Source organism: Collinsella sp. AM09-41 (genome assembly GCF_003473245.1).
In the GTDB taxonomy this organism is placed as follows: Bacteria; Actinomycetota; Coriobacteriia; order Coriobacteriales; family Coriobacteriaceae; genus Collinsella.
In genome coordinates, this window is record NZ_QRMJ01000001.1 from 527,392 (window position 1) to 551,005 (window position 23,614).

The following is a 23,614-nucleotide window of genomic DNA, read 5'->3' on the forward strand; positions in this document are numbered from 1 at the left end:
CTGTCCCACGTCCGCGGCTTCGCGCTACACCCATTGATACACAGGGGCAAATCCATGCCAAGGCCAGGGACCGCAAACGGTCAGTTTAAGCAGGTTTACACGCTTTACCTGCAGGTTTATTGTCTGAGATTATTACCGCGTCATTACGCCCAACGGCGTGCCCGCCCACACGGCAAGACCCGCATGCAAGGAAGAATAGGGCTAGGAACGCCAAAAGGCATCTATGAGGTCATCTCGGTTGGAGACACCGCTTTTAACGTAGATGCGATGCAAGTGCGCCTTGACAGTGCCAGGGCTGATGACCAACTCGCTGGCGATGTTTTGGGCGTCGTTGCCCTTCAGCACCAGCGTGAGCACCTCCTGCTCGCGCCGCGACAGCTTATGGGCATCGGCATAGATCACAACGCGTGATGCTAGATCGTCCCCAGAGCGTGCGCTCTCGGCCGCCACGTCCTCATCGGCACGCGGATGACGGGCATACACGCGCAGGATATGGCTAAACTGGCAAAAGAGTTGGACCGCGCATACCACGAGCAGCACGTTTTCGGAGATATTGCGCTCGGACAGATACCACAAAAAGAGGCTGATGACGGGGTTTTGAGAGTCGGGGCGGCAGAGCAAAATCATGTAGGTGTCCTCGGCGATTACGCAAAACGCAAGAACGAGTGCCACCTTCCAAAAGAGCTTTGAGCGGTCGAGGTCGAGTTTCTCAACACGCGTGGCCCTGTGCCGGTAATGCCAGGCGGCATAGGCAAGACATCCTACATTGCCCAGGTCACGCGTGAGCCAAAAGAGATACTGCTGCACCTCTCCGGCAGCACCGCTGCGAGGCACCAGCACCAATTGCAAGATTGAAAACGGCACGATAGCAAGTCCGAGCATGCGCGACGTCGGTCTTTTGCGCAAGCGCGCAAACATCCACAGTACCACGCAGGCATAGATGGCAATACCGAGCACGCAGCGCAGCAAGGGGTGCTGCAACGGCTCGCTAAAGGTAACAGCGTATTCGTATTTGAGCCGATTGTACTCGTCAAAAAAAATGACCGACATATCGAGCATGTAGAGCAAAAAGCCCGCCGCGGCCACCAGGCTGTCGCGACGGCGCGTCATGAGCCAAACCACCAATGCCACGGCACTGGTCACCAGAGCCACACCCATGATAATCGTGGTGTAGATATAGAACGCGAAACTCATGCCCGCCTCCCCTGTCTAGATGCCGTGAGGATGTTGACAGATTCTTTGCCGCAAGATTAGACTCACCGATTAAACGTACTGTATCGTTTAGATAAACAAGCTGTGTCTCACCGATGAAAGGAGATGCCATGGCGCCTATCGCACCGCTCAAAATACTCGTTGCCCCTGCCGCCAAGGCCATCGTCCACCTGTGCGACTCACTTACCTACAATGACGTCCCCTGTGTCGTCGAAGAGCGTTCGGACAGCTGCCCCTATCTGGGCCACGTCCCCTTCTTTGCGCCTAAGCTCGTTTCCGATCCCGAGCACCGCGAACAGTAATCCAAGATGCACCAAGCGCTGCGCAACTCGCGGCGCTTACTGTTTTGGTGCAAAGTAACCTGACCCCCGTGCACCAACGCCGGGATTGTCGACGCTTCGGCCGCGGCGCGATATGAGGCGCGAAACCTCGCCCAATAACAGGCCAATCACTACGCCCGCGAGAATCGGCAACTTTGCCATCTCGGCAGGTGAGCTGTTGAGCGGCACAATCGTAGCAACAATCGAAAGCACGAGCTCCACCACGGGAATCGCAAGCGCCACCGCGAGCACCTTGCCCTCGAAAGGCGCACGGAACACACGCGAGCGATTATCGTGCTTGCGCAGACGCCAAAACGCTGGGAACATGGGGATATAGCTCATGAGCAGAAAGACGACGTTCATCGAGAAGAAGACCCAAAAGACGTCGGAACCCTCACCCAGCGGAATCTGGAGCAGCAGCACCAGGCTGGCAAAACAGCCGTTAATGAGCGCCGAGCCGTTGGGCATGCCGGTCTTTTTGGACACCAACGCAAAGGGACGCGGCATGTTGCCATGGCGCGCGGCATAGCTCGCTACGTTGTTGACGCCAAAGCTCCAGCAGATCATATTGGCGAACAACGTCACCAAAAAGGCCACGCCCACGACCATCGTCAGCGGGTGGGTGCGCCCCACCATAGCGGCGACTGCGTCCACAATGCCCGAATCGAGTGAAAGCTGCTCGGTGGGAACCGCGGCTCCAATGCCAATGCCACAGATGATGTAGATCGCCGCAATGGCCACGCCACCGGCAATAACCGCCTTGGGGATATCACGCGACGGGTTCTTCATCGTGCTGGCAAAGGTCGCGACCACTTCGAAGCCCATAAAGTTGAACAGGATAATCGATAGGTACGTCAACGAATTGGTGTCGCCCAGATCTGGAATGAAGGTCTTAAACGACATATCGTTGGCAAAGCCGTTATTGCAGGCAAACCAAATGCCGACGATTCCCACCACAGCGGTAATGAGCACCTTGATGACGGCGCCGCCGTCCATGACCCAATCTGCCTCGGCCACCGGCTGCATTGCCATGACCGTGACGCCCCACACAAAGACAATCTCGATGGCGATTCGGATCCCGAGTGAAAACTCGATACCCCACACCGCATTAATGACACTGGGGAACATGCAGGCGATACTTGCCACCCACAGCGGAAAGTTAACCCAGTAGCACCAAGAGCAACGGGCGCCCCAACGGTCGCCCAGGCCCAAGCGAACCCAATCGTACAGGCCGCCCTCGGAATCAAACGCCGTACCCAGCTCGGCCACCACCAGACCATAGGGAAGCAAAAACGTAATGATAAGGAAAATCCACCAGAAGAACTGTACGTTACCCATGGCAGATGCCGGAGCCGCCGCCTCGATGGTAAACACGACGCAGATAACCGAAAGGATGACCTCGATCAGGGAGAACTTTTTACCTGCCATGGCGCGCGCCCCCTACAGCAAAAAGGATGGCATCTGTACCGAAGGCGCAGCCCAAGGTAGGGTTGCAGGCCGCGTCACCGGTGCAGGTGCCATCCCAGAGAGAGGAGAGGATGCATTTGTTGGACCAACGCTCGCGGAACAGGCGCGTGTAGATAACGATACGCTGGTACATAGATACTCCGATCAAAACGGCCGCGTTCACGACCGATAACTTTCGGCAATTGAAGACGCGTCTGACCTGGGAAATTCAAGCGAACAATTGGCCTAACCCGCAAAAAATCCCAGGCCAGACGCGTACTCAATCAAAGAAAAGGGCACTCCGAAGTGGAGGCAACGGAGTGCCCAAAGAAAAACCCAACCGACCAAGACATCGAATAAACCGACCATCAATGCCCCGAGATGGTCCGATTCACCGACCGTCCGATTGATCGGCTGGGTTCCCGAAGCATCACGGCTCGGAAAGTCAGACGTTTACTCGGCGTGCTCAGGTGCGCCAGATTGGCGCGAACGAGGAGCGTAGCGTACTGACGCTACGTAAGCGACGAGTGAACGCCAAGGTGGCGTGCCTGAGTTACGCCGAGGGCTCCTGCTGGGTAATGCAGTGGATGTTGCCGCCACCGAAGACGACCTGCTCGGACTGGACGCCGACGCACTTGTAGACGCCCTCGCCCCAGACCTCGTCGTAGATCTTCTGGAGCGTGTCGACGGCCAGCTGGTCGTTCTCGTCGCCGTACTGCGGGACGATAACGCCGTGGTTGGTGACCAGGTAGTTCATGTAAGAGGCGATCAGCGGCTCGTCGGGGACGCGCGGCTCGGCGTTCTCGTCGGCGTCGATGGTGTCGCAGGAAGCCTGGTCCATGAACAGCGGGTTCACGGGCATGCAGAGCTTGTAGACCTTCATCTTGCGGCCCTTAGCGTCAACGGCGTTGGAGAGGGTCTCGTAGGCAGCGTGGCACTGCTCGTAGAACGGATACTCGGGATCGTCGGTCCAGATGCAGGCCATGACGCCCGGAGCGATGAACGTGGCGACGTCATCGATGTGGCCGTTGGTCTCCTCGGGGTCGATGCCCTCCTTGACCCAGATGACCTTCTCGACACCCAGGTAATCCTTGAGGTGCTCGTCCATATAGGCGCGAAGCTCCTCGCTCCAGGGCTCAAACTTCTTGTGGAACTTGGGCCAGATGGACTCGGGATCCTCTTCCTCCTCCAGAACCGCAGAGCAGGTGCGGCCCGGGGAAAGCAGGCACTGGTCGGTCACGACAAGGGTGCCCTCGCCGTCGACGGTGATGGAGCCGCCCTCGAGGATCATGTCATCGGGACGATAGCGACGGCAGCCGGAGAGCTCAGCCATCTTAAGGGCGATCTGCTCGTCCTTGTCCCACGGGAAATAGAGGCCATCCACAAGGCCACCGTAAGCGTTGAAGTGCCAGTGGTTGGCGCGCTTCTCGCCCTTGCCGTTGATGACGTAGGTGGCGGCGGTGTCGCGGAACCAGGCGTCGTCGGTGGTCATCTCGATAACGGTGACGTTCTCGTCCTCCTCGAAGACGGCCTTGCAGTTGGCATAGTCGACCTGGTTGGCGCACATGGTAACCGGGGTGAACTCGGCGATGGCGCGGGCGATGGCGGCATACTGCTTCTGAGCCGGCTTGGCGCCGTGGGCCCAGGTGTCGGTGCGGTGGGGCCAACCCATCCACACGCGATCCTGCGGGGCGAACTCAGCGGGCATAAAGAAGCCGTCGGCCTTGGGGGTGGACTCGGACTCGGTGATCGTACGCATAAGATTTCCTCCAAATCGAACGATCGCTTGCCGCGGGCGGGTTGCCCGCAGCCTAAAACCAAGAGATGGTAGGCGCCCGTTCCTCGGCAAAGGTCGGGGCGCCCGACGCCGGTTTTCACGGAATCGCACCGGCAAGCGACGACGTAACCAAGTGCGCGGAGACAAAACGCACGAAGGATACGGAAGAGAGATTGGGGTGGGCGGTGGTTACCGGAGCTATCGCTCACACCCACCCCGGGGAATGGTTAGCAAACCTGTCGCTTGGGCACGTCTCCGAAGAGGCTAGAGTGCCCGGAGTCGGGAGCGACAAGCCCGACGAAGCGCACGTTGGTACGCGAGGAGGGTTGGAGCCCCAGAACCGGGTGCTCTAGTTCTCCTCGGCCTCGGCGGCCTCCTCAGCGAGACGCTGAGCTGCCAGCTCGGGAGTGAGGCCCTTGTACTCGGTCTCGCGGCCCTTGGCGCTGACGACGCGGACAACCTCGCCGATGAGCAGAAGCACGATGAAGATAACGATCATCGGGAGCTTGTCGCCAATTTCAGCGGCAGAGAGCGGCACCAGCGTTGCAACGATGGCCAGGATCAGCTCGATGCAAGGGATGGCCAGCATGACCTTCATCATGGCGCCCTTAAACGGGAACGTGAAGATACGCTCGCGGTTGGGGTCGTTCTTGCGAAGGTTGAGGAACGCCGGGAACATCGGGATGTAGGTCAGCAGCAGGAAGACGACGGAGGTGCCGAAGAGCATCCAGAAGACACCGTTGGAGATGGCGTCGATGGGTACGAGCTGCAGGCACAGCACCAGGGAGGCAACGATGGCGTTGACCAGGTTGGCGCCGTTGGGCATGTCGTCATCCGAGATCATCGAGGCGAAGACCTTGGGCATGTTGCCGTGCTCGGCAGCGTAGCGCGCGACGGAGTTGACGCCGAAGGACCAGGCGGCCATGTTGGCGAACAGGGTGATCAGGAAGGCGATGCAGATGACCTTGAAGATCATGGAGTCGCCCACCATGGTCTGGACTGCGACAATCATGCCATAGTCGGGGTCGATGGAATCGGCCGGCACAGCAGCGCCGATGCCAAAGCCAGCGAACAGGTAGATCACGGCGATGGACAGGCCACCGACGATGATAGCCTTGGGGATATCGCGAGCGGGATCGGCCATGTCGTCGGTCATGGTGCAGATGACCTCGAAGCCCATGAAGTTAAAGATGATGATCGACAGGTAGCCGAGAGCGTTGGTGTTGGTGAGCTCGGGCAGGAAGGTGGCAGCGGACATGTCGTTCGCGAAACCGTTCTCCATGGCATACCAAATGCCCAAAGCGCCAACGATAACGGCGACGGCGACCTTGATGATGGCGCCACCGTTAAGGACCCACTCGGAGTCGGCCGCCTTGGAGCGGCCCATGAGGTAGACGATCCACACAAAGGCAAGATCGATACCCATCTTGGCGATCAAGTTGAACTCGACGCCAAAGACCATGCCCAAAATGTCGGGGAACATCGTAGCCAGCGAGGCGATCCACAGCGGGTAGTTGACCCAGTAGTAGTACGAGATGCGGGCGCCCCATTTGTCGCCCAGGCCATCGCGTACCCAGTCGTAAATGCCGCCCTCGCCGTCATAGGTGGTACCGAGCTCGGCGACAACCATGCCGTAGGGAAGCAGGAAGGTCAGGATCAGGAAGATCCACCAGAAGAACTGCTGGTTGCCAATGGCAGCAGCAGGAGCGGCGGCCTCGCAAACGAAGACGACGCAGATGATGGTCGAAATGACCGTCAAGAAGGAAAGCTTTTTCTTTCCGTCGCTCATGATGAGCTCCTTCGCTCAGTCTTGGACAGATCCGAGGCCCTAAGGTATTAAGGCAATTGCTTGGGCCTCGGTGAGCGGGCGACAGGAGACGAGCATCCGCCGCCCGCAAACGTGCTTTTAGAAGCCTTGAGGCTTAGAGCTGCTCGAGAGCCTCGAGAGCGGCGTGGAGCTCAGCCTTGGCGGAGTACTCGACACCCTCGTCGTTGAGCGGGGTGCGCTTGCCCAGGGCGGCAAGGAGAGCACGGATGGAGTGCTTGCGGTTCTCGGCCTCGACCCAGCACAGGGAGCGCTCGGGATCGTCCATGACCTCGTCGACGACCTCCTCGTTGCGGGTGGCCGGCAGGCAGTGCATGAACTTGGAGTTGGGGCCGGCGAAGTTCATCATGTCCATGGTGACCTGATACTTGGGATAGAACACGTCCATGTAGTTCTCGCCCGAGACCTCCTCGTCGTACAGGCCATACCACACGTCGGTGTAGATGAAGTCGGCGCCCTTGATGCACTCGATGTCGTCGGAGATGACGACCGAGCCGCCGGAGACCTTGTAGTTCTCCTCGGCGATGGCCATCATCTGCTTGCCGAACTCGGCGCGCTCCTCGACGGTGCCAACGTGCAGGCCGCCGTCAGGGATCTGGTGGCCCTTAGGTCCAAACTGGACAAACTTCATGCCGACCTTGGAAGCGATGAACATGAGGGAGACGCAGACCTGGGTGGCGTCGCCGATGAAGGCCAGGGTGCAGTCCTCGATCTTCTTGCCCTCGGGGAGGTTCTCGAGCATGGTCATGAGGTCGCCCATCTCCTGCGTGGGATGGTTGAACTCGGACATGCCGTTGATGACGGGCACAGCGGAGCCCTCGGCGAGGCCGACGACGTCCTTGTGACGGTCAACGCGAGCCATCATGATGTCGAGCAGGTCGCCCATAACGCGAGCGGTGTCGCCCAGGGACTCGTGACCACCGAGCTGGATGGTGCCAGGGCCATAGAACTGAGCATGGCCGCCGAGGTCGGTCATAGCGGTCTCGAAGGAAAGACGAGTGCGGGTGGAGACCTGCTGGAAGATCATGCCAAGGCTCTTGTTGCGGAGCAGGTGCGGATAATAACCGTCAACCTTGATGGCCTTCTTCATTGCCAGGCCAAGATCCTCGATAGCCAGGATCTGCTCTTTGGTGAAGTCGTTGGTGTCGATGAAATCCTTAGGCAGTGCCATGTCGATTTCCTTTCCGCCGGTCTTGCCGACTATTACTATGAGGCGCTCATACATCACGCCTCGTGTTGACAAGACCATCATTCACCCGTATGCAATTTTTACCTAGTTTATTCGGGATTAAAGACCGTTCACGGAGTTACACCCCCTCTAAACCAATATAAACCCGCAGGTAGCTGGCTTGCAGGGGGTTGACCATCTAGAACCGCGAACGGTATACGGCTATGCTGTATCTCGGCGCCTAATCCGCAATGAAACGAAGGGTTGAGACGTCTATATCCCACAAGGTATACAGAGCTCGGCCATAGAATAAATGAGATGGGACGGTGACAGATGAACACCCTGATGTTCTTCTATACCCTAGCGATACTCGTGATCTGTATTGTGACGGCGGTGCTTTCGCTTGCCGCCTATGCCTCGTCCCGTCGACGCTTCTTTATCTATGGCAGCGGCGTATTTATCTGCTATGCCATCGAGATGACCGAGATTTTCTTTTTTGAATACACGCTGCAAAACCAGAGTTTTCCGGCCAGCGACTATTACTCAATTACCATGCCTGTGTTGCGGACCTTTGTGGCGACCGCTTCGCAGGCTTTTATTTGGCTCATTGCCATGGATTTGCTCGACAAGCATTCAAAAAAGCAGTTTGTCATTCCCGTCGCAACGTTCTTGCTGAGCGAGCTGCTGATTATCGTCGCTGTCCCCTACGGCCCCATTCATCAATGGCTCTACTACACGATGCGTCAGGTATTCCTTGTTTTCGTGGGGCTATATATCTTTTGGACGGCACGCAAGAGCACACAAGTCGAGCTGAAGGCACGCGTTAACAACCAACAAAAGCACCTGATTATCGGCGCCATTCTGGTCGGATGCATCGTCGCCGAGGATTTCTACAACATTCTGATTGTCCCCATGAGTCTGGCGCCCTCTTGGCTGCAACTATATCTGTCCGAGCGCAACTTTAGCGAAAACGTCTTTGCCTGCTACTTTGCGATTCTGCTGATCATCTACTCCTACCACGTGCTTTCAATCCGCATGCAGGAGGCGCCCGAGGAAAAGAACGTCAGCGATCTTGATCGACACATCGAAGAGCAGATGCCCTTCTATCGCAACGCCTACAAGCTCTCCAACCGTGAGACCGAAGTTATGCGTCTGGTCGTACTGGGCAAATCGAACCAAGAGATCGCTGACGAGCTATTCCTTGCCGTGGGCACCGTCAAGACCCACATCCACAACATCCTGGTCAAAACCGAACAGCAAAACCGCACGACGCTCATCCTCCACTTTTGGAAGCGATAACCTGCCAAAAAGGGACAGGTTTATTTTGGCAGGTTTTATCTGGGTAAACGCAAAAAACCGCCGCGAGGGAGCTACTTTCCCTCGCGGCGGTTTTCTAGCAGTAAAACCAAGTGAGTAGGCTTTTGGCGGGATGCCGAGCACGCCCCAAAACACCACCGCCCTGACCTGCGGTTTTGTTGAGCGTTTGTCGCAATGTGCTCGGCAGATCCAAAAAAGTCTACTCACTTAGTTTTGAGATGCATCAGGCGGGCAAAAAACCGCCGCGAAGGGGGCCCGGCTCCCTTCGCGGCGTTTGTTCGCTGTGGTTATGCGACGGTTTTGCCCGCTTGCTACTCGCTGTAGCGGGTGGCGATGGCAGCTCGCACCATGCCGGTGCTCATGAGGTACGTTACCAGGAAGTAGCCGCCGTAGGCTGCCAGGAAAATCGCACAGGTGAGGCCCACCGTGCCGCCGATGCTCATGTTGCCAAACGTGCTCACCAGCTCGATGATCACCTTGAGCGCCACAAAGGAGTGCGCCAGACCCACTGCCAGCGGGAACAGGAAGAACACCGCTTGCTGTGCCATCACCGAATGGCGAATCTGGCGGTCGTCACAGCCGATCTGCGCCAGCACGCGATGGCTGCGGCTGCCATCTGCCACGTTGGAGAGCTGCTGGATCGACAGAATTGCCGCGCATGCAACGACCAGTACAAAGCCGATGTAGATAGCCAGATAGCTAATCATGCCGTTCATCTGCGCTGCCTGCGTATATAGCTCGGAGCGTGTCATGAAGACTCCCCACGAACCCGGCTCCTTGCCGTCAACGAGCAGGTTGTCGAGCATAGTGTATTTAATGAGCTCATCGGCCTCGGCAACATCCATCCCTCGCTTGTAGTTAACGAGCAGGTTGCTGGCATACGGCTGCAGATTAAGCTGGGACAGCAGCTCATCGGCAACGACCACGGTACCGGGATTGCTACCGAGCCCCGAGTTGGCGATGGCCGCCGTGTCCTTGTCCGACTTATCGGTTGCGGGCTTGAGCTCATGCCCACCCAAGGTGAGGGTATGGCCGCCGGCCATATATTTGGTGTACAGGTCGCCCAGCTCACCGCCCATATCACACGTAAGCACGTACTGGTCGCGGCCAATGCTCACCGGCTCCTCGCCCATCATCTGGCGCAGCTTGTTGTACTGGCTCGCCGGCGTCACAAACAGGCCCATATCATCGGCATTGCTACCCTCGAGCACCTTGGGGAGCTTTTCGCCCATGGCCTTGCACATCTCGCCTGCAGCTACCGAGGGACCCGAGCCGCCAAGCGGGTAACTCAGATACGAATCGATCTGCACATGCTCACCGGCAACATCGGCGATATTGACCTTTTTGCCGGTCTCGTCGTTGTTGTCCGCCGACTTGCGCTCGCCATGCCATGCAGCGTACAAATCGACCGTTGCATCGGCCAGCACCATGCGATCGGCCTCAGACGGATTGACATACTCCTTGTAGTAGTCGAGCGTTTCGGGCGTGTAATAGACATACGTCTGAGACACGTCAACAGGGTTATAGCGCTCCAGGTTTTCGTTCATCACGTTGGCAATCGACATACCGCAGGTCACCGAGGTAATGGCCAAAAACAGAATCATCGCGATGACGCCCATCGAAAAGCACACCGTGTTGACCTTGGCCGCAAGCTGGCGCACGGTAAACATGTTGAGGCCGCGCCAGTACACGCCGCGCAGGCTCTGCAGCAGCTTGATGAGCATGCCCGAGAGTCCCCAGAACAGCGCAAAGGTACCCACTGTAACCATAGCGGTCGTAATGCCAAACTGGCTCATGGCCTCTTGCAGCTTGCTGTCCGTCGCAGTCAGCGGGAACCCATCACGTAGCAGACGGTAATAGGCCACGCCCACAAGCGCCACGCCCACGGCAAAGATGGCAATCGCGATCCAGGGGTTGCGCGTCTTGATGCTCTCGTTGCGACGCTCGGCACCCATGAGCTCAATGAGCCTGGTGCGACGCACGGCGCGAAGGTTCAGCAGTAGCGTGAGCACAAACATCACGAGCATGCAGGCAAGGGTCAGATTGAACGCATGCACCGAGAAGAAGAAGTGAAAATCGGCGATCTGCGTCTTAAAGAGCGAAGCGGTAAAGAATGTCATGAGCTGGGAGAGCCCCACGCCCAGCACAATGCCGGCGACAAACGCGCCGACCGAAACAAATACGGTCTCGAGCGCCATGATCGTGGCGACGCGCCCGCGGCGCATGCCGAGCACCTGGTACAGGCCGAACTCCTTTTTGCGGCGTTTCATAATGAAGTTGTTGGCATACACCATCAAAAAGGCCATGACGCCGGCCAAAAAGTACGTCAGGTAGCCGAGCATGCTGCCCATGAGCTCGGACAGTCCCTCCTCCTTGATGCCGGCAATGTCGACCTGCATCGAGACGGTATTGAAGGCATAGAAGACCGTGACGCCCAGGGTGAGCGTCAGCAAGTAGACAAGGTAATCGCGGCCGGCGCGGCGGACGTTGCCCCAAGCGAGTTTACAGAGCATCGGAGCCCTCACCGCCCATCATGGCAACGACCTCCATAATGCGGTCGAAGAACTCTCGGCGGTCGGTGTCGCCGCGGCGCAGCTCAGTGAAAATCTTGCCGTCGCGGATAAACAGCACACGGCTCGTGTAGCTGGCGGCAAAGCTGTCGTGCGTGACCATGAGCACGGTGGCGCGCAGACGGCGATTGAGCGCCTCCAGGCTCTCGAGCAGCAAGCGGGCGCTCTTGGAATCGAGGGCGCCGGTGGGCTCGTCGGCCATAATCATAGTGGGGTCGGTGACGAGCGCGCGAGCCGCGGCAACGCGCTGTTGCTGACCGCCGGACATCTGGTAGGGATACTTGTCGAGCACCTGACTGATAGACAGACGCGCGGCTACATCCTGCACGCGGGTCGAAATTTCGGCCGAGTTTGTGCGGGCGATGGTGAGCGGCAGGGCAATGTTCTCGCGTGCCGTGAGCGTATCGAGCAGGTTGGAGTCCTGGAAGATAAAGCCGAGCTCCTCGCGGCGGAACTGCGAAAGCTTGGCCTGTTTCATGCGCGTCACGTCCTGGCCGTTGATGCGGATGGTGCCGCTCGTGGCGGCATCGATGGTCGACACGCAGTTGAGCAGCGTCGACTTGCCCGAGCCCGAGGCACCCATGATACCGACGAATTCGCCGCGGTTGACGGTAAAGCTGACGTCGTTGAGCGCGCGGGTCACGTTGCCCAGCGCTCCATATACCTTTTCGAGATGCGCGACCTCCAGTACCGGGGTCGCTGCTTGCATGGTTTGCATACCGAGTCCTTTCTTGCAATTAGTCTACGGCATCTATAGTCGCAAGAAGCCGAGTCGGCTACCATCGATATGGCTTACGCTTGCCTTACCGTTGCGTAAGGTAAGCGTAGTCTGCCACGTGTTGATGTTGAGAGAGGACTCCTGTTGAAGACTGTTCATGTTGCCGCCGGGATCATTCGCAAGGAAGGATCCGACGAGCTACTGGCTGTGCAGCGCGGCTATGGCGACATGCAGGGACTTTGGGAGTTCCCCGGTGGCAAGCTCATGCGCGGTGAGACGCCAGAAGACGCCGTGCGCCGCGAGCTTATGGAAGAGCTACAGGTAAAAGTCACCAACCTGCGTGATTTCTACACCGTTGAGTATGACTACCCCGATTTTCATCTCTCAATGGAGTGTTACTACTGCTCGCTCGCCGATGAATCCGATGAGCCTCAGAAGCACGACCGCCAGCTTGATATCCGCTGGATTCCGCGCACCTCGCTTGCCACGGTGGAATGGATGCCCGCAGACAAGGGGCTCATCGATGCCCTGATTGAGCTGAAGGAAGACCGGCTTGAGGCAAGCTCCGCTGATGACGCCGCGCCCAACACAGCCGACAAACCCACCGCCAAACCCAAGCGCGCACCTAAGCGCCGTAGCAAAAAACGCCCCAAACCAGGTCTGCTCGACGGCATCGATACCTCGGACCTCTCCGCTGACGAGCGCGAACTGGTCCGCCGTCGCGCCGCCATCAAAAAGTCCATGAAGGGCAACAAGCGCGCCAACACCAAGCCTGAGCTGCTCGTACGCCAGCGTCTGCGGGCTGCAGGCCTTACGGGATACCGTCTGGAATGGAAGGTGCCCGGCAAGCCGGATATCGCCTTTCCCGGGCGCAAGATCGCCATCTTCGTCAACGGCTGTTTTTGGCATCGCTGCCCCAAGTGCAATCCCAGCCAGCCCAAGCGTAACGTTGAGTTTTGGGAGGCAAAGTTCCGTCGCAACGTCGAGCGCGACCGCGCTGCCGTGGCAGCACTCACTCAAATGGGCTGGACACCCATAACCATCTGGGAATGCGATCTCAAAAAAGACCGCATCGACGCCACGATGGAAAAGGTCATCGAGCAGGTGCGTGCCGCAGAGCCGCAACGCTAACAGCGAGCATTCACACGCTCCGCACGTCCGCGCCACGTCTACGCCACAAACCTTAGAAAGCCCTTAAGCTCAAAACCTTTCAAGAGTGTTACTCAATAGCCTTGACCTGCGGTTTCATGGTTACACCAAACCAGGTTAAGCCTTTCTTTAGCGCTTCTTTGCGACGGCCGCGGCATAATACTGCCAACGCACGGGACCTAGCAGCAAACCCCGCGCGCAATCTTTTGGTGGACATCGAGGAGGCCGCATAAGCATGTATTCTTCCAATGACGCAGCACAGCAGCCATCCCTAAAACATGCAAACCTTTTCTCCTTCCCCCCGACACAGAGAAACGGTCTCCTCGACTCCCCCACCACAAAAACCAAGCGCTCAGCCGATCAGAGCCTCAACTTACGAGCTTCCTTCGAAAAGCTCCAAGCATCCCTAGACAAGGCGTTCCCCGAACAGGCAAGAGCAATCTAAGCCCATCGCGCTTTATACTGATGCCATGCGAAACATGGATCACATAGAATTGCACCGCGGAGGACGCGAGGAAGCGTTTCCCGAGACCGCCGAAGACTGGCCCTATATTGCCGAACGCGCAGAATTCGCTCGCTATCCGGGCAATTCCGTCCCCTGGCACTGGCATTCCGAAGTTGAGCTTTTCTACATGGAGCAGGGAGCGATTGACTATCGAACGCACGCGGCTCATGAGCACGTACGCTTTGAGGAAGGGTCCGCCGGCTTTATCAACGGCGGCGTTTTGCACAGCACGCTGCAATCACCCAATTCGGCGCCAGCCATTCAAATGCTGCATATCTTTCAGCCGTCGATGCTCGGCGATCCCGCGGGACGTCTCCAAAAGCGCTACATCAACCCATTGCTTCAATGTCGAGGCGTCGATGTGCTCAAATGGTCGCCCACCAATCCCGACGATATGCCCTTTATCGATTTGCTGAAGAGCTCCTTTAGCCACGACCTTCAACAGCCGCAGAACGAGATGGCGCTTCGAAATAGTTTGTCAGAGCTCTGGATTCAGATTAACGCCAAGACCGAACCGCTCTTTTCTTCCGACGGCGCCTCTTGGATGACCAGCCGCGACGTACAGTTCAAGGCAATCCTGGACTTTATCCGCGCAAACTATGCAGCCGCTATAGATGTGCCCCAGATGGCATCTGCAGCCGGCGTAAGCGAAAGAGAGTGTTACCGCATTATCGAAGCTTGCGCAGGAACGACCCCGGCGGCATATCTGCGCGCATACCGCGTAAACCGTGCTTGCGAACTTTTGGCACACACCACGCGAACGGTCCAGACAGTCGCGCGCCAATGCGGCTTTGCGACAGCAAGCCATCTTGGCCAGGTATTTAAAGAACAAATGGGATGCACTCCTTCGAGCTATCGAGCAGCGAGGCAGAATCTCGATAGCACCAGGCAGAAATCCCGCTAGCCCTTCTTCTGTCACTGCATCAAACTTGCAGGCAAACAACAGAGAGGAGCAATCATATGAAGCACTTTGACCATATCGTATTTGACGTTGATGGGACATTGGCAGATACAGAAGAAAGCGTTCTGTCATCGCTTGTCCAGATTGTCCAAGAAGAGACCAGCAAAACGCTTCCCCGACACGAGCTTGACTTTGCCCTCGGCATACCCGGCAAGGATGCCCTTGAGAAACTTGGGATCTACTCGCAGGCAACGTTGGATCGCTGGTGCCAAGTTGCCGCCAGCTTTAAAAGCACCATCAGCGTGTTTCCAGGTTTGCTTGAAGTCATCGCAACACTCGCCGATAGCGGCTGCAAACTTGGCATCGTCTCCTCACGTGCGCGCGACGAATACGCAAAAGAAATTGCACCCCTTGATTTCGATAAGTATTTTGAGCACATCATCCTTGTCGAAGACACAACCGAACATAAACCCGCACCCGCACCCATGCTCGAATATCTCCGACGTGCGGGCGCGAATCCTGGCAACGTCGTCTACGTTGGCGACACCGTCTACGACGAACAATGCGCAACTTCGGCAGGGGTCAGTTTTGCCCGAGCAGCATGGGGATCACACCAAGATATCCCAAACGCCACCTACAACCTCAAAACCCCCAACGACCTACTAACCCTAACAACCAAATAACCCACGCGTCCCACCCTTTCAGCCCCAACACCACAAGGGCGATTGAGCAGGACGGTTTGGGCGGGTCCCCGTACTTAGTTTCCAAAATCATTCCGCAGCGCGAAGGCTTCTTATTATTTTCAGACCTAACACCACAAGGGCGACGACCTCGAGTAGGTCAACCGGGGAGGGACGAGGGGTTAGTTCTCTAATCTTTCCGCAGGAGGCAAAAAGCCTCGCCGCACGAAGTGCGCAGCGAGGCTTTTTGCATGCCCGAGGACGATTGGGGAACTAAGCCCTCGTCCCTCCCCGGGATATGTAGCGAGTCGGAGTGCCCTTGCTGTTACTCTGCTTTGCCCACAGAGTTGAGGTTGGTCATGCGGATCTTAACCAGCTCGGTGATCTCGCGCATGCCCTCCTTGGCCGGCTTCTTGGGATCGAAGCAGGCGGGGTTCTCGGCCATGTAGGCCATGAAGCCCTTGGTGTAGGCCTGACGCAGCTCGGTGGCGTAGTTGACCTTGCAGATGCCGTTCTTCACGGCCTCGGCAACCTGCTCATCGGGCACACCGGAGGTACCGTGCAGAACCAGCGGCACGTCGACGGCGTCGCGGATGGCCTTGACCACGGACTGCTCGATGTGCGGATCGCTCGTGTACACGCCGTGGCTGGTGCCAACGCCAATAGCGAGGGAGGTGCAGCCAGTGCGCTCGACGAACTCCTTGGCCTCGGCCGGATCGGTGTAGGGGCTCTCGCCCTCAACCGCGGGACCGTCGTCCTCCTTGCCGCCGACCTTGCCAAGCTCGGCCTCGACGGGCACGCCCATGGCGCGGCCAGCGTCGGCGACGGACTTGGTCAGGGCAATGTTGTCCTCGAAGGACTCGTGCGAGCCGTCAATCATGACAGAGGTGTAGCCAGTGCGGAAAGCCTGCATGCAGCGGTCATAGCCATCGCCGTGATCGAGGTGCAGAGCGACGGGCACGGAAGCGCGCTCGGCGGCAGCCTTGACCATGCCGTAGAAGTAATCCAGGCCAGCGGTCTTGATGGTGCCCGGGGTGGTCTGCATGATGACGGGGGACTTGGTCTCCTCGGCAGCGGCCAGAACGGCCATAACAAACTCGAGGTTCTCGACGTTGAACGCGCCGACGGCGTAGTGGCCGGCCTGAGCGTCCTTGAGCATCTTTTCGGTGGTAACAAGTGCCATGAGCGTTTGCTCCTCTCCCTCGCCCGCATCTGGACATCGGGCGTAGTTGATCACAAGGCGTTTTACCTTGCGTTTTGCTGCGCCCATTGTATGAAAATCGACGGCGTCGCACGTATGAGATATCACCGGCACACAGGTCAAGACACTCGTTTTTGAAAAGCAAACGGAAGGGATTCGCGCCGGATCCCTCTATACGACATTGCAGTTTTCAAGCGAATCATCTTTCTTTTATAGAAAAGATAAGTAATCGAAAGGTGTTTTCTTACTCAAAAAGAAAATGAACGAAAATGGACTCAACACAATTCCTGCAAATTTCAGACGATGATGGAGCGAATATGGCCCATGCAACAACCCGAGCTTTTGCCGACGAACGTCGCGCCGCCATCATGGAGATGCTCGAACATAACGCCTCGGTGCAGGTAGCAGAAATCGCCCAGACCTTTGGTGTGTCCTCCGTTACCGCCCGTGCGGACCTAGACGCGCTCGCCGAGTCCGGCAAGCTGCGCCGCACGCACGGTGGCGCTGTGTCGCTCCAGAAGCGACTGACCGTATCCACCCAGGATCGCCGTATCAACGTCAATGTTGCCGCCAAGCAGGCCATCGCGCAAAGCGCCATCGGGCTCGTCAATGACGGCGACACGCTGCTCGTCGACTCGGGCACCACGGCGCTCGAGTTTGTCCGGCTCCTCGATCAACGCAACGGCATCACCGTTATCACGGCCGACATCACCATCGCCGATTACATCGACGAGAGCATGCCCTCGGTCGATGTCGTCATGCTGGGCGGGGCACTGCGCAAAGGTCATCGCTATCTGTACGGCCCACTTACTATGCAGGCGCTCCAAATGGTCCATGCCGACCTTGCCGTCATGTGCCCCGGCGCTTTTGTTCCCGGCTGCGGCTTTACGACCGACTTTCCGCAGATGGCCGAGACCAAAACGGCCATGATCGCCGCAGCCCGTCAAAACGTGGCCCTCATGGACGCCAGCAAGGTCAACGGACGCGGCATGTATCGCTTTGCCGAGCTTGTCGATGTCGACACCATCGTGATGGACCGTGATCCCGATGATGCCGTCGCCACCTCAATCACCGAGACCGTCGACGACGCCCGCCCAAATCTCGTCATCGCCGGCGCTTAAACAAAAACCACCACAAAGGTGCCTGTCCCCTTTGTGGTGGTTTGAGCGTTGAAAGTGAACGTATCGCTACTTGGACAGCTCGTCAGCGAGGGCCTCGATCTGGGCGCGCGAAGCGTCGTTGAGCGAACCCAGGACGGTCACCTTATTCTGCGTCAGCGTGATGTCTTTCATGCCCTCGAGCTCCTTGGCCATAACCTTAGCGGCGGCAGGTGCCCAAGAGCCAGCCTCGACGAGCGCCACGGTGCGGTTCTGGTAGGCATGCTCAGCGAGCGTGTGGATAAAGGTGCTCATGAACGGGAAAATCTCGCCCTGATAGGTAATGGAGGCGAGCACCAGGCGGTCGTAGCGGAACGCATCCTCAACGGCCTCGGCCATGTCGTCGCGAGCCAGGTCAAAGACGGAAACCTTCTGGCCGCGAGCCTCAAGCGCAGATGCGAGCTCCTCAACGGCGGCCTTCAGATGGCCGTACACGCTCGCATAGGCAATCGTGATGCCCTCGTCCTCGGGCTGATAGCTCGACCAGGTGTTGTAGGTGTCGAGGTAATAGCCCAGGTTCTCGGTAAGAACAGGGCCGTGGAGCGGGCAGATAACCTGGATGTCCAGATCGGCGGCCTTCTTGAGCACGGCCTGCACAAACTTGCCGAACTTACCCACGATGCCAAAGTAATAACGGCGCGCCTCGCAGGCCCACCCTTCCGGATCCTCGATGTCGTTGGCGCCGAACTTGCCAAAGCCGTCGGCACTAAAGAGCACCTTGTCGGTGGCCTCGTAGGAGAACAGCACCTCGGGCCAGTGCACGTTGGGGGCGCCGACAAAGGTTAGGCTGTGGCCGCCCAAATCGAGCACGTCACCCTCCTTGACAACCATCTTGCGCTCGGGGAAGTCGGTGTCAAAGTAGTTAACCATCATGCGGAAGGCGCCCATGCTTGCCACAATCTGTGCCTGGGGATAGCGCTCCATAAAGGCGGCGATGCCGGCGGAGTGATCGGGCTCCATGTGATGGATGACCAGGTAGTCGGGCGTGCGACCGTCGAGTACAGCCTCGAGGTTACCGAGCCATTCGTCGACAAACCCGCCATCGACTGAATCGGCGACAGCGATCTTTTCGCCCAAGATAACGTAGCTGTTGTATGCCATACCGTTCTCGGACACATCGTACTGGCCCTCGAACAGGTCAATGTCGTGATCGTCGACGCCAACGTAGCGGATATCCTTGGTGATCTCCATCAGGCAAAGCCTCCTAGATAGACAAAAGAGCCCGTTTATCATAGCACTCGGCTGCATCCCAACAGCTATCTGCCGGCATTCTTACCGATTGTTATTAAAATGCGATAAATCGCCGTTTACCAGCACAAACTATGAGCGCGGTATCGCCGTGCTATGTCGAATGATGAGCTGGCCGGGAATACGAATGGCAACGGTTTTGCCCACCGTACCCGCCTCGGGAACCGCATGCTCAAACACCTCGCGCCCACGCTGATGCAAGTCGAATCGAACGGTCGTGAGCTCGTTGTGTGCTACAAAATCATCGAGCGAATCATCGACGCCCACCACGCTCACGTCCTCGGGCACGCGCAAGCCGCTATCGCGCAGCGCGGCGATGGCACCGTTTGCCATTTGGTCGTTTGCCGCGTAAATCGCCGTCATGGTGCGGTCGTGCTCGGCCAGATATCTGCCGGCTTCGTATCCGCTGTTGGCAGACCAATCGCCCTCGAGCGGCGCCTGCGGCTTAATGTGCTTACGCTCGAGTGCATCCTGCCAACCGGCGCGACGAAACCGCTCGTCGACCGAGAACGACGGGCCGCCAATATAGCGAATCTGATCGTGTCCCAGCTCAAACAGGTGATCCATAAGCAATAGCGAGCAGCCGTAATGGTCGGAATCGACTGTGGTCACGCGCGGATGCGCGTACATGGTAACGATGACCGTGCCAATGCCCGGCAACGGATCAAACGTCTCAAAATCGGGTGCCATGCGACTCATGCCGATAATGATGCCGTCCACGGGCAGCGCGGCCATACGACGCGTGGCCTCGGCAAGCGAAAACTCCTCGGTCTTGGACATCTCGACCAGCGTGATGGCGCAATTATGCTCGCGAGCAGCGCTGGCGATGCCGTCGATCATTGAGAGGTTGCCAAACTTGGTGACATCGTTGACGCACAGGCCGACCGAATGGTAACGGCCGTCGCGCAGCGAGCGACCGGCATAACTCGGACGAAAGCCGAGCTCTTGCATAGCGGCCTGCACGCGCTGGCGCGTCTGCTCGTTGACGTTAGGCAAACCGTTGGCGACGCGCGAAACCGTCTGCTGCGAAACGCCAGCAGCGCGGGCGACGTCGGCCATGGAGACCGGACGCGTACCTGTATCGTTGGACGGGCGCCTTGCCACAGGATCACCTTCACCCTTGCGAGATCTGAATAGCGTGAATGCCGGCCTGGGCAGAAACACGCCCTGCACCGAGGCCCGCTATCGTCGGACGCATGTTAACGTACTCTACTTTTTCTATCTGCATCTTTTCTGCTTTATAAGTCCATACGACAGTACCGTTCACGGCTGTATTTCTACCGATTACCAGATTCTCAAAAAGTGACAAGCGATGTGTTATGAGTACGTTAACATAGCCCGTAACGTGCGGTATCGTGGACACTTGGTTCATGCCGCTTCAAGTTGTTAACGTACTCATAACGACGCAAAACTCACCCGTGCGCGCCAAGGAAAGGACTCCCATGACCACCCCCGACGAAAAGACACTCGCCACGCTCACCAAGCTGTTTGAGGAGGAGTTTGGCCCCATCGGCGACCGCCAGGTTCTCTATGTGCACGCGCCCGGCCGCTCCGAGATCAGCGGCAACCACACCGACCACGAGGGTGGCCACGTTATCGCCGGCTCGCTCGATGTCGCCGTTGACGGCATTGCCGTGGCGACCGATTCCAACAAGGTTCGCGTCGCCGACGAGGGTTATCCTACGTTTGAGATCACGCTCGACACGCTGGATATTCAAGAGTCCGAGAAGGGCACGTCCGCAAGCCTCGTGCGCGGTATGGCCCACGAGGTCGCAGGTCTCGGCGTTGAGCCCCAGGGCTTCGACTTTGCCTTTACCTGCTCCGTCCCCTCGGGTGGCGGCCTTTCTAGCTCCGCCGCTGTCGAGGCGGCTTACGGCCGCGCCATGGAGACGCTCTGGGGCGCGCCCGCCATTGAACCCGTCGCACTCGCCCAGATGAGCCAGCGCACCGAGAACAACTACTACGGCAAGCCCTGCGGTCTGATGGACCAAGCTGCCGTGTGCCTGGGCGGCCTCGCCTACATGGACTTTGAGGACCAGGCTCAGCCTAAGACCCAGAAGCTCGAACTCAACTTTGAGGATCACGGCTATGCGCTCGTGCTCGTCAAGGTCGGCGCCGACCATGTGGCAGCCACCGACGACTACGCCGCTGTTCCGCGCGAGATGCAGGACGTCGCCGCCGAGTTTGGCAAGGCACGCCTGTGCGAGGTAAACGTGGCGGACTTTGACGCCAAGCTCCCCGAGCTGCGCGCCAAGCTGGGCGACCGCGCCTGCCTGCGCGCCGTTCATTACTGGTACGAGAACGGCCTGGTCGATAAGCGCTGGGCGGCCCTGAACGCCGGCGACATTGACCAGTTCCTGGTCCTGACGCGTGAGTCCGGCGCCAGCTCCGCCATGTACCTGCAGAATGTTGTTGCCAAACTGGGTGCCGAGCAGCCTTCCATGTACGCGCTTGCTCTTGCCGAGCATGTGCTCGACGGCCGTGGCGCCGTTCGTATCCACGGCGGCGGCTTTGGCGGTACCATCCAGGCCTTCGTGCCGCTCGATCTGGTCGACACCTTCATTGCCAAGATGAACGGCTGGCTGGGCGAGGGCTCTGCCCGTCACTACGCCATCTCTGACAAGGGGGCTTACGCGGCATGGCTGTAATGACTGACGTGCGAGAGGCCGCGCAGAACCTGATCGAGTACGCCATCCACCGATCGATGATCGGCCAGGACGACCGGATCTGGGCATACAACACCATTTTGGAGTGCATCGGCGCCACGGGCCCCGCACTCGACATGGCTTGGGCACTCAAGACCGAGAAGATTTCGCTCTTGCACCCCGATACACTCCCCGACTTTGACCTGGAGGGCACGCTTGCCGCGCTTTCCGAGGCCGCCGTTACCAACGGTGCCGCCGAGGACACGGCGTCAGGCCGCGACCGCATCGCCATGCGCATCATGGGTGCGCTCATGCCGAGGCCTTCGGTTGTAAACGAGGAGTTCAACGGACGTATGGGCGTCAACGAGCCCCGCGCCGCAACCGACTGGTTCTACGGCCTGTGCTGCGACGCCGGCTACGTGCGCCGTGCCGCCATCGCGCGCAACATCAAATGGAGCACCCCCACCAACTGGGGTGACCTGGAGATCACCATCAACCTGTCCAAGCCCGAGAAGGACCCACGCGATATCGCTGCCGCCGGCGCCGCAAAGAACACGGGCGAAAAGTACCCCGCCTGCCAGCTGTGCATCGAAAACGAGGGCTACCCGGGACGCTCCGCCGCAGCCGACGGCGGCGCCCACCCCGCTCGCCAGAACCTACGCGTTATTCCCATTCAGCTTAATGGCGAGCGCTGGGGCTTCCAGTACAGCCCGTACGCCTACTTTAACGAGCACTGCATTGCCATGAGCTCCGAGCATCGTCCGATGCACGTCGACCGCAAGGGCTTGACCTGCCTGCTCGACTTTGTGGACCTGTTCCCGCATTACTTCATCGGCTCCAACGCCGACCTGCCTATCGTGGGCGGCTCGATTCTGTCGCACGACCACTTCCAGGGCGGCGCGCACGAGTTCCCCATGATGCATGCCGCCGAGGTCTCGCAGTTTAGCATGCCCGGTTTTGACCAGGTCACCGGCACTGTGCTGCAGTGGCCGCTCTCGGTGCTGCGCCTGCGCTCGCATGACCGCGCTCAGCTGCTCGACGCTGCCGAGAAGATTATCCTCGCCTGGCGCGAGTGGACCGACGAGTCTGCGGGCGTTATCGCGCACACGGCCGACGGCGTAGCGCACAACACCGTGACGCCCGTCATCCGCCGCGTCGACTCCCGCGGCAACGCCGGCGGCGAGATTTACGAGGCCTACCTGGCGCTTCGCTGCAATATCACGACCGACGAGCATCCGCTGGGCGTTTTCCACCCGCATGCCGAGTATCACCACATTAAGAAGGAGAACATCGGCCTGATCGAGGTTATGGGCCTGGCTATTCTTCCGCCGCGCCTGGTTCCCGAGCTCGGCGCTGTCCGCGAGCACCTGCTGGCAGCCAAAGCCGATACCAGCTACGACCTTGCCGCAGCGCTCGAGGGCGACGACCTTTGCCGCAGCCATGCCGCGTGGGCCGAGGACGTCTATGCCCGCCGCGCCGACGAGCTTACGGCGGACAACGCCATCGACATCCTGCACGAGGAGGTCGGCGTAGTGTTTGGCCACGTGCTCGACAACGCTGGCGTCTTTAAGTGGGACGAAGCCGGCCGCGCCGCCCAGCAGCGCTTTATCGACTCACTGTAATGATCCCTTGGGGACGGAGGAAAACGGACTATTTCGTCTTCAAGACAACGGCGCCCGCCGGCAACATCGCCGACGGGCGCCGTTTTTGAGTGTAGTCATTGGGGACGTTCTTAAACGACTAGTCAAACAAGAACGTCCCCAACAACTAATGAC

Annotated in this window: 18 protein-coding genes; 8 read left to right on the plus strand and 10 right to left on the minus strand. The window is 58.6% G+C overall.

Annotated features, from left to right (window positions below):
• Positions 1-201: 201 nt before the first annotated feature.
• Entirely contained in the window at positions 202-1,194 is a 993-nt protein-coding gene (locus DW112_RS02330; protein ID WP_117640167.1) for a helix-turn-helix transcriptional regulator, read from the minus strand.
• 128 nt (positions 1,195-1,322) lie between these two features.
• Between DW112_RS02330 and DW112_RS02335 the strand changes: the two genes are divergently transcribed.
• On the plus strand, positions 1,323-1,514 hold the full coding sequence (locus DW112_RS02335; RefSeq protein ID WP_117640166.1) for a hypothetical protein: 192 nt from the start codon (positions 1,323-1,325) through the stop codon (positions 1,512-1,514).
• Positions 1,515-1,550: 36 nt separating this feature from the next.
• Here DW112_RS02335 and DW112_RS02340 read toward each other — a convergent pair whose 3' ends face one another.
• From DW112_RS02340 to ptcA, 4 genes are all read right to left on the minus strand, one after another.
• Positions 1,551-2,960, minus strand: a complete 1,410-nt coding sequence (locus DW112_RS02340) for an APC family permease (protein WP_117654946.1) — start codon at positions 2,958-2,960, stop codon at positions 1,551-1,553.
• Positions 2,961-3,531: 571 nt separating this feature from the next.
• A complete protein-coding gene (locus DW112_RS02350) occupies positions 3,532-4,737 on the minus strand; it encodes an agmatine deiminase family protein (protein WP_089572369.1) in 1,206 nt (401 codons plus the stop codon).
• A gap of 367 nt (positions 4,738-5,104) precedes the next feature.
• Positions 5,105-6,544 (minus strand): APC family permease, encoded by a 1,440-nt coding sequence (locus DW112_RS02360; RefSeq protein ID WP_117785928.1) that lies wholly within the window; start codon positions 6,542-6,544, stop codon positions 5,105-5,107.
• A gap of 133 nt (positions 6,545-6,677) precedes the next feature.
• Complete coding sequence (ptcA, locus tag DW112_RS02365; RefSeq protein ID WP_118328252.1) at positions 6,678-7,751, minus strand: putrescine carbamoyltransferase; 1,074 nt, start codon at positions 7,749-7,751, stop codon at positions 6,678-6,680.
• A gap of 330 nt (positions 7,752-8,081) precedes the next feature.
• On the opposite strand from ptcA, the gene DW112_RS02370 reads away from it, so the two are divergent.
• Positions 8,082-9,047, plus strand: coding sequence for a response regulator transcription factor (locus DW112_RS02370; RefSeq protein WP_118328253.1), 966 nt, complete (start codon positions 8,082-8,084; stop codon positions 9,045-9,047).
• A gap of 329 nt (positions 9,048-9,376) precedes the next feature.
• Here DW112_RS02370 and DW112_RS02375 read toward each other — a convergent pair whose 3' ends face one another.
• Both DW112_RS02375 and DW112_RS02380 read right to left on the minus strand, forming a co-directional pair.
• Complete coding sequence (locus DW112_RS02375; protein WP_118328254.1) at positions 9,377-11,578, minus strand: ABC transporter permease; 2,202 nt, start codon at positions 11,576-11,578, stop codon at positions 9,377-9,379.
• A complete protein-coding gene (locus DW112_RS02380; protein ID WP_117583535.1) occupies positions 11,568-12,353 on the minus strand; it encodes an ABC transporter ATP-binding protein in 786 nt (261 codons plus the stop codon). The genes DW112_RS02375 and DW112_RS02380 overlap by 11 nt, the downstream gene beginning before the upstream one ends.
• A 144-nt stretch (positions 12,354-12,497) precedes the next feature.
• Between DW112_RS02380 and vsr the strand changes: the two genes are divergently transcribed.
• The 3 genes from vsr (at position 12,498) to DW112_RS02405 (ending at position 15,591) form a co-directional block, all read left to right on the plus strand.
• Positions 12,498-13,484, plus strand: a complete 987-nt coding sequence (vsr, locus tag DW112_RS10050; RefSeq protein ID WP_233545843.1) for a DNA mismatch endonuclease Vsr — start codon at positions 12,498-12,500, stop codon at positions 13,482-13,484.
• Positions 13,485-13,981: 497 nt separating this feature from the next.
• Positions 13,982-14,911, plus strand: a complete 930-nt coding sequence (locus DW112_RS02400) for an AraC family transcriptional regulator (protein ID WP_158567555.1) — start codon at positions 13,982-13,984, stop codon at positions 14,909-14,911.
• Positions 14,912-14,967: 56 nt separating this feature from the next.
• Entirely contained in the window at positions 14,968-15,591 is a 624-nt protein-coding gene (locus DW112_RS02405) for an HAD family hydrolase (protein WP_118328255.1), read from the plus strand.
• 322 nt (positions 15,592-15,913) lie between these two features.
• Here the strand turns inward: DW112_RS02405 and DW112_RS02410 are convergent, their stop codons facing one another.
• On the minus strand, positions 15,914-16,771 hold the full coding sequence (locus DW112_RS02410) for a class II fructose-bisphosphate aldolase (protein ID WP_022095149.1): 858 nt from the start codon (positions 16,769-16,771) through the stop codon (positions 15,914-15,916).
• A gap of 335 nt (positions 16,772-17,106) precedes the next feature.
• Here DW112_RS02410 and DW112_RS02415 point away from each other — a divergent pair, with 335 nt between their 5' ends.
• Positions 17,107-17,910 (plus strand): DeoR/GlpR family DNA-binding transcription regulator, encoded by an 804-nt coding sequence (locus DW112_RS02415; protein ID WP_118066249.1) that lies wholly within the window; start codon positions 17,107-17,109, stop codon positions 17,908-17,910.
• Positions 17,911-17,976: 66 nt separating this feature from the next.
• Here DW112_RS02415 and DW112_RS02420 read toward each other — a convergent pair whose 3' ends face one another.
• Positions 17,977-19,137 carry an FprA family A-type flavoprotein gene (locus DW112_RS02420; RefSeq protein ID WP_118066251.1) on the minus strand — a complete coding sequence of 387 codons (1,161 nt, stop codon included), beginning with the start codon at positions 19,135-19,137 and terminating at the stop codon, positions 17,977-17,979.
• A 129-nt stretch (positions 19,138-19,266) separates the two neighbouring features.
• Entirely contained in the window at positions 19,267-20,253 is a 987-nt protein-coding gene (locus DW112_RS02425; protein WP_117629875.1) for a LacI family DNA-binding transcriptional regulator, read from the minus strand.
• A 383-nt stretch (positions 20,254-20,636) separates the two neighbouring features.
• Between DW112_RS02425 and DW112_RS02430 the strand changes: the two genes are divergently transcribed.
• Both DW112_RS02430 and DW112_RS02435 read left to right on the plus strand, forming a co-directional pair.
• Positions 20,637-21,842 (plus strand): galactokinase family protein, encoded by a 1,206-nt coding sequence (locus DW112_RS02430; protein ID WP_117629876.1) that lies wholly within the window; start codon positions 20,637-20,639, stop codon positions 21,840-21,842.
• Positions 21,833-23,461: a UDP-glucose--hexose-1-phosphate uridylyltransferase gene (locus DW112_RS02435; protein ID WP_233505705.1), complete on the plus strand. Its 1,629-nt coding sequence runs from the start codon at positions 21,833-21,835 to the stop codon at positions 23,459-23,461. Before DW112_RS02430 ends, DW112_RS02435 begins: the two co-directional genes overlap by 10 nt.
• The last annotated feature ends 153 nt before the right edge of the window (positions 23,462-23,614 follow it).